9 protein-coding genes and 1 tRNA gene are annotated in these 12,594 nt (G+C 45.9%); 4 read left to right on the top strand and 6 right to left on the bottom strand.

From position 1 onward, the window contains the following. The gene (locus HMPREF0666_RS06955) at nucleotides 1-1,368 is read left to right on the top strand and encodes a zinc ribbon domain-containing protein (protein ID WP_009011669.1); all 1,368 of its coding nucleotides are present in this window, start codon (nucleotides 1-3) and stop codon (nucleotides 1,366-1,368) included. A gap of 655 nt (nucleotides 1,369-2,023) precedes the next feature. Here the strand turns inward: HMPREF0666_RS06955 and HMPREF0666_RS06950 are convergent. The 6 genes from HMPREF0666_RS06950 to HMPREF0666_RS06925 form a co-directional block, all read right to left on the bottom strand. After that, nucleotides 2,024-2,407, bottom strand: coding sequence for a hypothetical protein (locus HMPREF0666_RS06950; protein ID WP_009011668.1), 384 nt, complete (start codon nucleotides 2,405-2,407; stop codon nucleotides 2,024-2,026). A gap of 39 nt (nucleotides 2,408-2,446) precedes the next feature. Beyond that, nucleotides 2,447-2,929, bottom strand: a complete 483-nt coding sequence (locus HMPREF0666_RS06945) for a hypothetical protein (protein ID WP_009011667.1) — start codon at nucleotides 2,927-2,929, stop codon at nucleotides 2,447-2,449. Between the two features lie 1,977 nt (nucleotides 2,930-4,906). Next, on the bottom strand, nucleotides 4,907-5,422 hold the full coding sequence (locus HMPREF0666_RS06940; RefSeq protein ID WP_009011666.1) for a MarR family winged helix-turn-helix transcriptional regulator: 516 nt from the start codon (nucleotides 5,420-5,422) through the stop codon (nucleotides 4,907-4,909). 374 nt (nucleotides 5,423-5,796) lie between these two features. Further along, nucleotides 5,797-6,261 carry a MaoC family dehydratase gene (locus tag HMPREF0666_RS06935; protein WP_009011665.1) on the bottom strand — a complete coding sequence of 155 codons (465 nt, stop codon included), beginning with the start codon at nucleotides 6,259-6,261 and terminating at the stop codon, nucleotides 5,797-5,799. A gap of 1,095 nt (nucleotides 6,262-7,356) precedes the next feature. Next, nucleotides 7,357-7,429 (bottom strand) — tRNA-Met (locus HMPREF0666_RS06930). A gap of 102 nt (nucleotides 7,430-7,531) precedes the next feature. Then, on the bottom strand, nucleotides 7,532-8,521 hold the full coding sequence (locus HMPREF0666_RS06925; protein ID WP_009011664.1) for an HAD hydrolase-like protein: 990 nt from the start codon (nucleotides 8,519-8,521) through the stop codon (nucleotides 7,532-7,534). Between the two features lie 214 nt (nucleotides 8,522-8,735). Here HMPREF0666_RS06925 and HMPREF0666_RS06920 point away from each other — a divergent pair, with 214 nt between their 5' ends. The 3 genes from HMPREF0666_RS06920 (at nucleotide 8,736) to HMPREF0666_RS06910 (ending at nucleotide 12,461) form a co-directional block, all read left to right on the top strand. Then, nucleotides 8,736-9,800 (top strand): LacI family DNA-binding transcriptional regulator, encoded by a 1,065-nt coding sequence (locus HMPREF0666_RS06920; RefSeq protein ID WP_009011663.1) that lies wholly within the window; start codon nucleotides 8,736-8,738, stop codon nucleotides 9,798-9,800. Nucleotides 9,801-10,280: 480 nt separating this feature from the next. After that, on the top strand, nucleotides 10,281-11,564 hold the full coding sequence (locus HMPREF0666_RS06915) for a Na+/H+ antiporter NhaC family protein (protein ID WP_009011662.1): 1,284 nt from the start codon (nucleotides 10,281-10,283) through the stop codon (nucleotides 11,562-11,564). A gap of 81 nt (nucleotides 11,565-11,645) precedes the next feature. Further along, nucleotides 11,646-12,461 carry a hypothetical protein gene (locus HMPREF0666_RS06910; protein WP_042856133.1) on the top strand — a complete coding sequence of 272 codons (816 nt, stop codon included), beginning with the start codon at nucleotides 11,646-11,648 and terminating at the stop codon, nucleotides 12,459-12,461. Nucleotides 12,462-12,594 lie beyond the last annotated feature (133 nt).

Genomic DNA, 12,594 nt, shown 5'->3' with positions numbered 1-12,594 from the left:
ATGATCATCAAATGCCCTGAATGTGGCCATCAAGTGAGCGATAAGGCTCCCGTATGCCCCAGTTGCGGTGTAGAGATTGCTGGACATATCATTAAATGTTCTCATTGTGGTGAGTTATACCTCAAGGAAGAGACGTCATGTCCTAATTGTCATCATACGGAAAGTCACTTTGAACCTTCCGTAAATACTACTGAACAGAAATCAAACAAACTTTCTAACGAACACGCTACAGCCGCTCCTGCTGTCGTTGTCGCTGTCGACAAGGACGAAGCAAACGAGGAGAAGGAGGTTGAACGTCCTGCAGCTGAGGAGGAATCAAGCCATAACAACGTTGAACCACAGCAGCCTTTCGAAGACGAAGGGATTGAGGATGGGACGGTAGATGCCGATTTCATCATTGACAACGAGGCCGATGAGGAGGTGATAGCAAAGGCCGAAGCAATCGCAGAGACCACTGAAGAGGAAGAGGAGAGCAAGTCGTCTAAGGATAACCACCTCTCTTTGGCTGTCTCTTTGCTCATCGCTGCCATCACAGCTGCCGTCTTGCTCTTCCTTTACAACCAAGAGATAGGGTCAAGCAAGACTAATACTGAGCAGGACGCCTACGCCCAAGCGATTAGTAGTAACGAGGCTACGGTGTTGAAGAACTACCTTGATGGGAACCCATCAGCACCGAAGGCGCATCGTGACAGTATCGCTGCACGACTGAAAGCACTGACGACAACGACGGCAAATGCCCAACAAGCCAATAATGACTTGGCTGTTGCCTTAGCAAGCAATTCAAAGGATGTGTTACAGCAGTTCATCGCTAAGTATCCTAACTCTACTCATCGAGGGGAGATAGAGGCTAAGATTGACGAGATAGACTGGGCGCAAGCCGTGGCTAAAAACGATGAGAATGCTTTCCTCGGATACAAAGCTCAACACCCAAATGGCCTCCACAGTAAGGAAGCCGATGAGAAGCTGAAGACAATCCTCGTACCAACTGTATCGGAGGGGGATAAGACGAAAGCTGTCAGTGCGGTGCGTCAACTGCTGCAGGGAATGAACAGTAAGAGTACTGACAAGATTTCTGGTGCTGTTGCTTCATCCTTTAATTTCCTCGGGGCAAGCGGTGCCACGGTGAAAGATGTGCGTCGTTACATGACTGACAAACTCTATCAAGCTGACGTGAAGACCATTAACTGGCATCTTGGCTCACCTGCTGAGGTGAAGAAAAGCAGTAATGATGATGACGCAGAACTACGTATTAAAGTGCCTGCCACACTGGACATCGATCGTAAGGGGGGTAAGTCTAAACGTAGTTACGTCATCTCTGCCACCGTAAAGGGCGGCCAAATCACACAAGTCAACTGGAATCAGATTTAGTCTTAACACCGACCTCGTTGGAAGGATAGAATGGGCTATCCTTCTAAAAGGCTTTGGCTGTCGTATTTCTCACAGCTGTCACAGTGCGGCGAAAACGTTTCCTTCCCTCCTATAGAGTCCGCAGGCGACCTGTCTCCACTATCCTCTTCCCACTTTATGAGTAGGGACAATGATTGTAGGAACCAACTATTAGAGGGGTTCCTACCTTTTTGTTTATTTCTCCTCGGCCCTCACTCATTCCAAGCATATAACACTTTCTATTACAACAAAGTCATGTGAACAATCAAGAGTGGCACTACCACAAAGAAAAGACTTACTATATAATAAGGTGTAACGTCCCCTTCTATCAAAAAAATATTGTCCAACAACTGCGGTAAAGCCTATTATATAATAAGGTGTAACGCCTCCGCTATCAGAGAGCCCATGTCCCACAACAAAGGTAAAGCCTACTATATAATAAGGTGTAACGTCCCCTTCTACCAGAGAGCCTTTGTCCCTCAACAAAGATAAAGCCTACTATATAATAAGGTGTAACGCCTCTTCTATCAGAGACCCTATGTCCCTCTCCGTCTCGAAAGGGCTAAAAACAAAAGGATATAACAAGGCATGCTTGCTATATCCCAATCGTAATATCGTATGAAGCAAAGGCCGAGCCCTAATTATCTATCTGGTCGATAGTAGGCTTCTTAATATCTGGCACAGGAGCTTTAATAGCCGGTTCCGACTGCCCATCAGGGTTAGTAGGAACGATGACAGGTTCCTCCGGCTCCTGAGACTCCTCTGTCTCAGTCGCTTCAGGCTTAGCACTATCCTTCTTCTTCTCCTCTTTTATCTCCTCGTCTTTGACCTCCTCCTTTGTTAACACTGGTATTTTCGGACCATTATCAATACCGATTACCTCACCAGACATGTCCACCTCATACTTACGAGGGGGTGCCATCTGTCGCGTTTCCATAAGAATAGCAAGTACAATAGCACCGACGAACAAGACAATAGCACAGATAGACACTGGCACTTTATAGGTTGGTTTCTTCTTCATTAGCTTCTTTCTTATCCTTTAATTCAATCCCTTATCCACTTACTCCGTTATCTGCAGGCAGTAAGGCAACGGCTGTTGGAGCGTAAGGAAACTGATGGTGGGCTGATTGTCCTTCGTACATATCAGCGTACTCTTATCCCCTTTCACCGCCGACCCCATGTCGTAACCCATCGCCTTCACCTGAGCCTGCAGTCCTGCAAAGGCCGTACGATTAAAGACATAGACATAGACCGTCTTACCATCTTGCGCCAGAAGGACCATACTTGAGTTACCACGTCCCATCGCAGTAGGCAAGAAATCGCTCGTTAAATTCATGTTCTTCACCCAGTTATAGTCCTTTCCGTAAGCGTCAGACGACACACCCTTATAGACATAACCTTGTTTTTCAAGCACCTGTTTACCCATCTGTAGCGTCTTGGCTTGGAAGATCTTAATCATATCAGCAACCGAGACAACATCTTTCTGAGCATGTGCACCTACCGTAAAGAGGGAGATAGCGAGTAAAAGGAGTATTTTCTTCATTCTTCTTCGTTCGTTTATACTTTACCAATAGGGCCCACCCTCGTTTTGACGCAGCCCCACTCCGACACGTTACAAAATTATGAAAAATATGGAGAATGAGCAAGAAAAGGAGGGAAAAAAGGTTGGGGAAGAAGAAAGAACAAGAGAGCCTCACCCCCAACCCCAGCTGGCCCCTCCCCAACCCCTCCCCCGCAGGGAGGGGCGTAGTATGTGAGGTTACCCCTACAAGACTGCCAATAAGAGGTATCACGAAGCCAATATCCACTCTATAGGGGTATCTCGGTGATCACGCCCCTCCCTTTTGGGGAGGGGAAGGGGGAGGGGCCAGCTGGCAGTTAGTATGTGAGGCTACCCCTATTGGGCTGCTAACACGGTTCTTGGGTAGTTTTTCTCTCACAGAACTCACAGATCTAACAGAGCCTTTTTGCGCACGTTTCGAGCCCACAGAAGGCCTTCGGCATACAGAGAACACAGAGGCCTTTCAACTAACATTAGCTGTAAGGTTCTGTGTTATCGGTTGACTTAATGTCTCTGTGAAAGTTTGTGTGTTCTGTTCTTCTGTGTAAATCTGTGAGAAAGAGAACGCACCCACCCTATGAGATGACACACAAACAACTCGCTGGGGAGGTTTTTCTCTCACAGAGCACACAGAGTTCACGGAGGTTTTTGGCGCACATTTCGAGCACACAGAAGGCCTTCGGCATACAGAGAACACAGAGGCCTCACCCCCAGCCCCTCTCCGAATAGAGAGGGGAGTAGTATGTGAGGTTACCCCTATTGGCCTGCTACTGATAGGAAATGGGCCGCTAAACATCTGGAGGACATGTAGGGGTATCTCGGTGATCACTCCCCTCTCCATTCGGAGAGGGGCTGGGGGTGAGGCTTCTGTTGGTTGTAAGGCTCTGTGAAATCGGTTGACTTAATGTCTCTGTGAAAGCTTGTGTGTTCTGTTCTTCTGTGTTTTTCTGTGAGAAATAGAACGCACCCACCCTATGAGATGACACACAAGCAACTCGCTGGGGAAGCTTTTCTCTCACAAAGGGTATTTCTTTCTCTCACAGATCTCACAGATTTAACAGAACATTTCCACCAACGTTTCGATCCCACAGAAGGCCTCCGGCATACAGATATCACAGAACGTTATAGCCAAAGAAGGGTGTCGGGTGATGAGTGTTAGGTACTGATGATTAGCTAACGTTGGCTGTAAGGTTCTGTGAAATCGGTTGACTTAATGTCTCTGTGGAATGCTGTGTGTTCTGTTCTTCTGTGTTCTCTGTGAGAAAAAGAAAAGTCCTCTGTGAGAAACAGAAATATCCTATGTGAAGGAAGAAACGCTAACCAATCGAACAGAGATTGTCAAGATATTTCAGCAGCTACACCCCTCTCTTTTCGAGGACACGCCCTTCTCCATTGAAGAAGACGCCTTTCTGCAATCGAGAAGAGGCCTTTCAAGGGACAAGAACATGCCCCTCTTGAGGCAAGAAAGGCATGTTCTCGAACGCTATTCGTAAAATTCTGATTACTTGCGGGTTACAAACTCGAAGAGAGAGGAGAATATACTTCTATTTCATAGAGCATTAGTTCTATCGCATGTAAAGGTTTTTCATAGCATTACAAATACGAATAAGACGGATAGCGAAACTGACGCTATAAAAATGAGGACTGTGTAGGACATCCCTCAGAAAACAATATAAATCGAGAGAAAACACTTACCTCAACGATACACGATGTCGTTCACCACCTTTCTTGAACTTGTATTCTATTAGAAATCAGCCCTTTACCGACAGTATCTACCGCCCCATAACAACGTAACAGACCCAACGAACGAAACACAACAAAGGTGTATCGGACAGAGAAAAAACCATCCCCGACACAGCAAGGGGGCAAAGGGTAGATACACAACAAAGGTGTATCAGGACGGAGAAAACCATCCATGATACACCTTCGGCATATATTCTAATAAACTATTAACGCACTTTACCATCTACGTCTTTTAGAGGCTAAACGCTCTTCGCGCATCTTCTCCATCACAGCCTCCTTCTCTTTCGCACGCTGTTCAGCCAGATGAGCGATCAAGCGGTCGAGGTCTAAGGCTATTTCCTTAAATCTATTCAACTCCTCCTCATCCTCAAACAATTTATTGACCATACAAGAAGGGATATCCTTAGCCTTCTCTTGTAGTTCCTTACCATGCTCAGTCAGCGACACAAAAGTCTCTCTTCCGTCGCGTTCACCTTTGACACGTTCAACCAAACCGAGCTGAGCCATGCGCTGAAGAAGTGGCGTCATCGTGTTGGAATCAAGGTAGAGTCGGTGGGCAAGTGCCATCACCTTCTGATGATCCTCTTCCCAAAGAGCCATCAAAACGAGGTACTGAGGATAGGTGAGACCTAACTCGTCAAGCAATGGATAGTAAGTTTGTGTAACAAGTCTGCTCGCTGTGTACAATCTAAAACAGAGTTGACTCTGCAATTTGAGTTGGTTATATACCATACTTTATTTACTTAATAATGTTCTGTTAAACGTCAAATCCCTTTTTTGGTCTTGAGTTCTAATGTTTCCTAAAATAATCTTTTTCGGTGTACAAAGGTACAATAAATTATATTTTTCGTTAATTGTCTTGCATCTTATTTAACATTAATTACGTTGAAACACGATAGTTTTAAGGCTTCTTTTGACTTTTTCTTCTAATCTTTCCTCTTATCTTCTCCGAACATAACCCACTTATAGTCAAGGTCAAAGCGACATTGTCTATTCCTCTCGCAACCCTCGCCTACCCCACTGCCAACCATCAACAAAAGAGGTGACCACAGACAAGCAGCACTCATCCATGGTCACCTACGATTATTCTAAATGCCGAAGGCCGTTTATTCAAAGTAATAAAGGAAGGTAGCAATACCCTCAAGAGCAGGCTTGCGCTCGCCCTCTATCTCTATTTGGAACTTGATTCCAGCCTTACAAATACCCCTTAGATTTTCGATACTATCGAGTGAAGCGACAAGACGGATACGTGAGTTCACGAGGACAGGACGGCCGAAGCGCATCTTATCCATACCGTAGTTGACCATCATCTTTAGGTTGTTAACCTCGATAATCTCCTGCCACATGTGCGGAAGAAGCGACAGTGTCAGGTAGCCATGGGCTATTGTGCTCTTGTATTGGCTCTCGACAGCAGCCCTCTCAGTGTCGACATGAATCCATTGATGGTCGAGTGTTGCATCAGCAAAGAGGTTAATTCTCTCCTGATCGACGAGTAACCACTCGCTTTCACCAAGCTTCTCGCCCAGTCGGGCAGCAAGCTCTTCGTAATTGTTAACTGTTAATTTTGCCATAGTTGTTGTTTCCTGTTATTACTACATAACCTTGTTTGATAGCGTTCCTTTACCTTTCATCCCCCTACCTATATATTATAAGGTGTGGAGGGGTGCCCTATCATTTATCGTACAAATATACAAAAAACTTTCTAAATGCCAAAATCTGACAGCCAAGCTGCCCTTTTTAAGCCTCAACAAGATGTACACGCAATTTGCGCTCCACCCCTTCTGTCGTTACGTTAAGAGGATGCCCTCCTCTATTCTAAATCATCAGTAAGAAAACGAAAAATCCTTACATTCCATCGAGCATTCCACCCCCTACACGAAAGGAACACATCCGCCACAACACTCACCATAACCTTCACGAAATCAGTTCATTACATTCATCGTTTAAGGACATGCTCTTCTTGCTTGTAGAACATGCCCTTCTTGGGGCAAGAAGAGCATGTTCTCGATTATTGAAGGGCGTCTTCTTCAACGGAGAAGGGCGTGTCTTTGAAAAGAAAGAAGCGTGGCTGCTGAAATATCTTGACAGCTTCTATCTATTTGATTAGCGTCTCTTCCCCCACAGAGGACAGTTCCTTTTCCCACGGAGGACATTTCTTTTTCTCACAGAATTACACAGAAGAACAGAACACACAGGCTCATAGAAGATAGTGGCCCCTCCCCCATCCCCTCCCCCGAAGGGAAGGGGAGTGATCACCGAGATACCCCTATAAGAAGGATGTAGGCCTCATGTTGTACCTTATTTATATCTACAATGGCTGTAACGCTCTGTGAACTCTGTATGCCGAAGGCCTTCTGTGGGCTCGAAATGTGCGCCAAAAACCTCCGTGAACTCTGTGCGCTCTGTGAGAGAAAAAACTACCCTCAGTGAGAGAAAGAACAACCCAAGAACCTTGTTAGCAGCCCAATAGGGGTAACCTCACATACTACGCCCCTCCCTACGGGGGAGGGGAAGGGGGAGGGGCCAGCTGGGGAAGGAAGAAGAACCTGCTGGGGTAGAGAGGCAGACCAGCTCTTTTCGGTATCAAGAGACCCCTACAAGGACTCAAACAAAGGACCAAAAAAAAAGCTTAGAAACCTTATTACTAAGCGTTTCTAAGCTGTGAGTTGCGGGTGCAGGACTCGAACATGCGACCTCCAGGTTATGAGCCTGGCGAGCTACCAACTGCTCCAACCCGCGATATTAACCATTGTCAATCCTTCAATAAACCGTAGTGTATTTCCGAATTGCGAGTGCAAAGGTAGGCATTTAATGCCAAACTGCCAAAGAATTATACATTATTTAACATACTATCCACTCCGCCCCTGCCGCTTCAAGGCTCTCACGACTCCCATTTCCATAGGTTACTCCGCACGTATGTGTACCAGCATTGCGTCCCATAAGGATGTCGAATTCAGTATCACCTACCACGAGTGCCTCATGCGGTTCGACGTTGAAACAACGCAAGGTGAGGAGCACTGGCTCGGCTGCGGGCTTCTTATTGACCACATTGTCAGCACCAACAAGAGCGCTAATATAGTTTGTGAGCTTCAAATCAGTCATCAGTTTAACAAGCGAACTACGGTTACGACTACTCGCTACCGACATCCTAATGCCCATAGCAATCAGCCTATCAAGCGTTTCAAAGACCCCCGGGAAAATCGTGACAGCGCCCGGCACGTTCTTTATATTGAATATTTCGCTATACACTTCGGCACACTCTTCCGCCTTCTCATCGGTCATTGGGATGATAGAAGAGAAACATTCTTTCAGTGGAAGACCAATGGTTCGAGCACACTCCTCACGTGTTCGCTTCGGAAGGTGTAACTTCTCGATCGTTGCAAGCATCGTATCAGTAATCAACTGTTGGGAGTCTCCGAGCGTACCATCAAAGTCGAAGATGACAAGACGTACACCTGCAAGGATATTGGGGTTCGTGAACAGGTCTGGACAACAGCGTGGCCTTGCTTCGTCAACAGCCTCAACAGCCTTCGACTTAGTCAGTCTCTTCCTTTTAAGATAGTCCTTCACCCGCTTATAACCCTCCTTACCAAGAATCGCAACACCAGTGTATTGAAAGGTTTTCGCCAGTCCGAAGAACACGGTAAAGAGTATGCCCTTTGTCGCTGTAGACACTGGGAAGAACACTTGCACAAAGGAGAGTGCATAGAAAGGAAGGCACATCAGCAGTACGATAACCCCTGTGCGAAACGATAGTTGTTGAAGTTTACTCTTAATAGACATATTCTGCTCGAACCATATAAACCGTTCTGTCAAAAGTAGACAACGCATAACACGTCTCTTACTGATAATCCCCACCTTGACAGACTTGGACAAATTTCAAGCTACAAAAGTAAGTAAAATCTTCCTAATAACCCCCAAACCTATCCTTATATATAGTAAAAAAGGGAAGAGAAGCACAATTTCTACAGTTGTGCTTTCGCACATTCCAACAATTATTAGTAAATTTGCACGGTAAAAAGTAATATATTCATTTCCCCTATTTATGGCAGAAAAGATTAGGATAAAGGACATTGCAGAACGCGCAGGAGTAAGTGTAGGAACGGTTGACAGGGTATTACATAAACGTCCGAACGTATCGGAAGTAGCACTGAAGAAGGTAGAGAAGGTGCTAAAGGAGATGAATTACCAACCGAATGTATATGCAAGTGCACTCGCTTACAACAAGAGTTACAAGTTCTATTGTCTAATCCCCAAACATAGTAGTGAGGCTTATTGGGAAGAGATAGAGATAGGGGCTATGAAGGCAGTCGAGGCTCGCAGGGACTTTTATGTTGACTTAGAGATTATGTATTACAGCCGTCTTGACTCCCACTCGTTTGTCGAGACCTATCAAAAATGCCTAAGGAAGAACCCAGACGGAGTAATCCTCGTGCCTACAACATTAGAACTTACACGGCAGTTCACAGAGGAGTTACACGATAGGAACATACCCTTCATTCTGCTTGACTCCTTTATGCCATCGCTGCAACCACTGTCCTTTTATGGGCAGGACTCCATTCAGAGCGGTCATTTCGCAGCCAAGATGCTTATGCTCATAGCACAGAGAGAGAAGAGCATCATGCTCATGAAGCAGACAAAAGATGGGAAAATGGCAAGTAGACAACAGGCGAATCGTGAGGTGGGGTTCCGCAACTATATGCAAGAGAACTATCCTGACATTAAGATACTGGAGGTTAATCTACCCTTGGATGAGGAGAGGAAGCGTTATGACCATATCTTAGAGAAATTCTTTAGTGAGCATCCTGAGGTGCACCATTGTATCACCTTTAATTCTAAAGCACATATCGTCGGTAAGTTCCTACTGAAGACTCGTCGCAAGAACGTGCAGATTATGGGCTATGACGTGGTGCATAAGAATGCTGACTGTCTGCGAGATGGTTCCATATCGTTCCTTATTGCGCAGCATGCCTACCAACAAGGCTACTTCAGTGTAGACTCCCTTTTCCGTGCGTTGGTGCTGAAGAAGAAGGTTGAACCAGTCAACTATATGCCTATCGACCTGTTGACAAGGGAGAACATAGACTTCTATCATAGGGAATGGGGGTAAGTTGGGACCTCCCCGACCCCTCCGAAGGAGGGGAGAACAAGCCTGCCAAAGACTGAAAGGAGGGTGGAGAAAGGTGGAAGGAGATATAATAAAAGATAGTGTAAACGCTTGATGCAAGAGATGGTAACGCTTAGTACGAGAAAAGCGTAGACCCAATACGAAAAGTGTTAGGCAGGAGTATGAAAAGTGTTAAGCAGGAGTACAAAAGCTGTTAAGCAGGAGTACAAAAGCTGTTAAGCAGGAGTACGAAAAGTGTTAAGCATGAGTATGAAAGCTGTTAAGCACGAGTACGAAAGGAGGGGACATCAGATTAGGGCCGTTTCGAAGGTTTTGATAAGACTATAAGACCATCACCATGGATATAAGACTGCCCAGACATGACACATCAATAGGCGACAGTTGGCACGAGTCAACGACACGCTATCATTCAATAGAGGCACAAGAACCTCTATAGAAAGCATTAAATACGCAATAGAAAGCATGACAGAAAATAAGAAAGGACTCCTTGCTTTGAGTCCATTGCTGGTATTCATTGTTCTATACTTAGTCACCTCAATCATTTCAGGCGACTTCTATAAGGTGCCAATAACCGTTGCCTTCATGATATCGAGTATCTTTGCTATCGCCATATCAGGGGGCTTTCCGCTCGCTAAACGTATTGAGATATACTCTAAGGGAGCCAGCACAGACAACATGATGATGATGTTATGGATATTTGTACTTGCTGGTGCCTTCGCTAACTCGGCAAAGGATATGGGGAGCATCGACGCTACAGTCAACCTAACTCTCTCTGTTCTGCCCGACAACATGCTGCTTCCAGGACTCTTCTTAGCGGCTTGCTTCATCTCGATAAGCATCGGAACGAGTGTAGGAACTATCGTTGCACTAACGCCAATAGCCGCAGGTATAGCCACGTCAACCAACAGCTCGCTGCCTTTCGTGGTCGCTATCGTGGTCGGAGGGTCGTTCTTTGGCGACAACCTATCGTTCATCAGCGATACAACAGTCGTCGCTACAAGGACACAAGAGTGCAAGATGGCAGATAAGTTCAAGGTCAACTTCTTCATTGTAGCACCTGCTGCCGTCCTCATCCTATTAGGTTATGTATTCATGGGAAGGGACATCCACACCGTAGGACAGGCCTCACACGTCGATTTCTATAGGGTTATTCCTTACATGGCTGTGCTTATCTGTGCTGTTTTCGGTATGAATGTGATGGCCGTTCTGACCATTGGTCTTGTCCTCACAGGCGCTATTGGCATCATTGATGGCAGTTACGACCTCTACGGATGGTTTGGTAGTATGGGCAAAGGTATCACCGGCATGGGCGAGCTAATAATCATCACGATGATGGCAGGCGGTATGTTAGAGATCATCCGAGAGAATGGTGGCATCGACTACCTCATCAAGAAGATCACACGTCACGTCAGTAGCAAGCGTGGAGCAGAGTTAACAATAGCCTTCCTCGTCAGTTTAGTAGATATCTGTACGGCTAATAATACAGTCGCAATCCTCACCGTTGGCGGTATAGCCAAGCAGATTGGCGACCGTTACGGAGTAGATAAACGCAAGGCAGCCAGCATCCTCGACACCTTTTCTTGCTGTGTTCAAGGTCTGATACCCTACGGTGCTCAGATACTGATGGCGGCTGGCTTGGCCAAAATCAACCCCGTTAGCATCGTTCCCTTCCTATATTATCCGATGGCATTAGGCATCACCGCCCTACTATCCATCCTCTTCCATTACCCCCGACGATACTCATAACATAGCATCAACACCCATCAATCAACACCCAACACTCATCACCTAACACCCAATCCCATGCAACCAATAGAATCATCTGGGATGGACATCATCCAACGCAATTTCTTTCGTATCCTCTGTTCAGGCGCTTTCGGCACACAGTCGAGCCTCGAACCGATGTCAGCCTTCAAGTGGAGACGACTCATACAGATGGTGGAAGCACAACAGGTAATGCCCATCTTCACTAATGGTATCGCTCGTCACTCCATGGACGAAGGCCTTAACCTACCAGAGAGCATCATTACCGACATCAAAGCAAAGCAAGAAGAGCGCAAGACACTGACTGCAAGAATACCGAAGACCGTCAGACTTAGCAACTCACTACTTAATCGACGACTAAAGAGTCTCATCTATAATGAGATCCACAGTATCGATACCTCCATCGAAGCCCTTGACCTTTTAAAGCTCATTGTGTCTAATTCAGAGACCATGTTCACACGTGGCATGAACTTAGGAGGTATCATCACGATGGGCGAATACCTAAGGACACGTGGCAACAAGGTAGACTTCGTGAAGCTTGAGAACTGGCTGAACACCTTGAAACTAAGTGCGATGGCAGAGCTACAAGGCAATGTACTCATCTCCGTCTTTGGCTTTGATGAAGACGAGATACCCTTTGTCACGAAGACTGACCCTAATGCTTATCGACTCACACTACGCAGTATTTCAGACTTGGCAAGGGACACTGCGCATGAATGGCACTTCAAACAAAACGCTGCAGGGTTTGTTCAAAACAACAACACAGTGCTCCAACGCAACGTACGACGCAGTCTTCGCTACGTTAAATATGCACCCATCGAGACGACAAGTAACTTCTTTCGCAACTTCGTTAGAAGCCTTTCTGAAATAGAGGAATAGCCCCGCCAAACCATAGAGAAAGCCTTGTCCCAAGCGGACAAGGCTTTCTTATTTTAGTTAAATAAGTAGTTTTTCTACACTTTTCACCCTCATTAAGCTTTTTATCAGATATTTTTTGTATCTTTGTCCGTGG

The sequence above is a fragment of the Prevotella sp. C561 genome, assembly GCF_000224595.1.
GTDB lineage: Bacteria > Bacteroidota > Bacteroidia > Bacteroidales > Bacteroidaceae > Prevotella > Prevotella jejuni.
This window is presented reverse-complemented; position numbering and strand designations above follow the sequence as displayed.

Excerpts from the sequence above, each read along its gene's own strand:
- HMPREF0666_RS06955 (WP_009011669.1), top strand. The coding sequence starts at position 1 with ATGATCATCAAATGCCCTGAATGTGGCCATCAAGTGAGCGATAAGGCT.
- HMPREF0666_RS06950 (WP_009011668.1), bottom strand. The coding sequence starts at position 2,407 with ATGAAGAAGAAACCAACCTATAAAGTGCCAGTGTCTATCTGTGCTATT.
- HMPREF0666_RS06945 (WP_009011667.1), bottom strand. The coding sequence starts at position 2,929 with ATGAAGAAAATACTCCTTTTACTCGCTATCTCCCTCTTTACGGTAGGT.
- HMPREF0666_RS06940 (WP_009011666.1), bottom strand. The coding sequence starts at position 5,422 with ATGGTATATAACCAACTCAAATTGCAGAGTCAACTCTGTTTTAGATTG.
- HMPREF0666_RS06935 (WP_009011665.1), bottom strand. The coding sequence starts at position 6,261 with ATGGCAAAATTAACAGTTAACAATTACGAAGAGCTTGCTGCCCGACTG.
- HMPREF0666_RS06925 (WP_009011664.1), bottom strand. The coding sequence starts at position 8,521 with ATGCGTTGTCTACTTTTGACAGAACGGTTTATATGGTTCGAGCAGAAT.
- HMPREF0666_RS06920 (WP_009011663.1), top strand. The coding sequence starts at position 8,736 with ATGGCAGAAAAGATTAGGATAAAGGACATTGCAGAACGCGCAGGAGTA.
- HMPREF0666_RS06915 (WP_009011662.1), top strand. The coding sequence starts at position 10,281 with ATGACAGAAAATAAGAAAGGACTCCTTGCTTTGAGTCCATTGCTGGTA.
- HMPREF0666_RS06910 (WP_042856133.1), top strand. The coding sequence starts at position 11,646 with ATGGACATCATCCAACGCAATTTCTTTCGTATCCTCTGTTCAGGCGCT.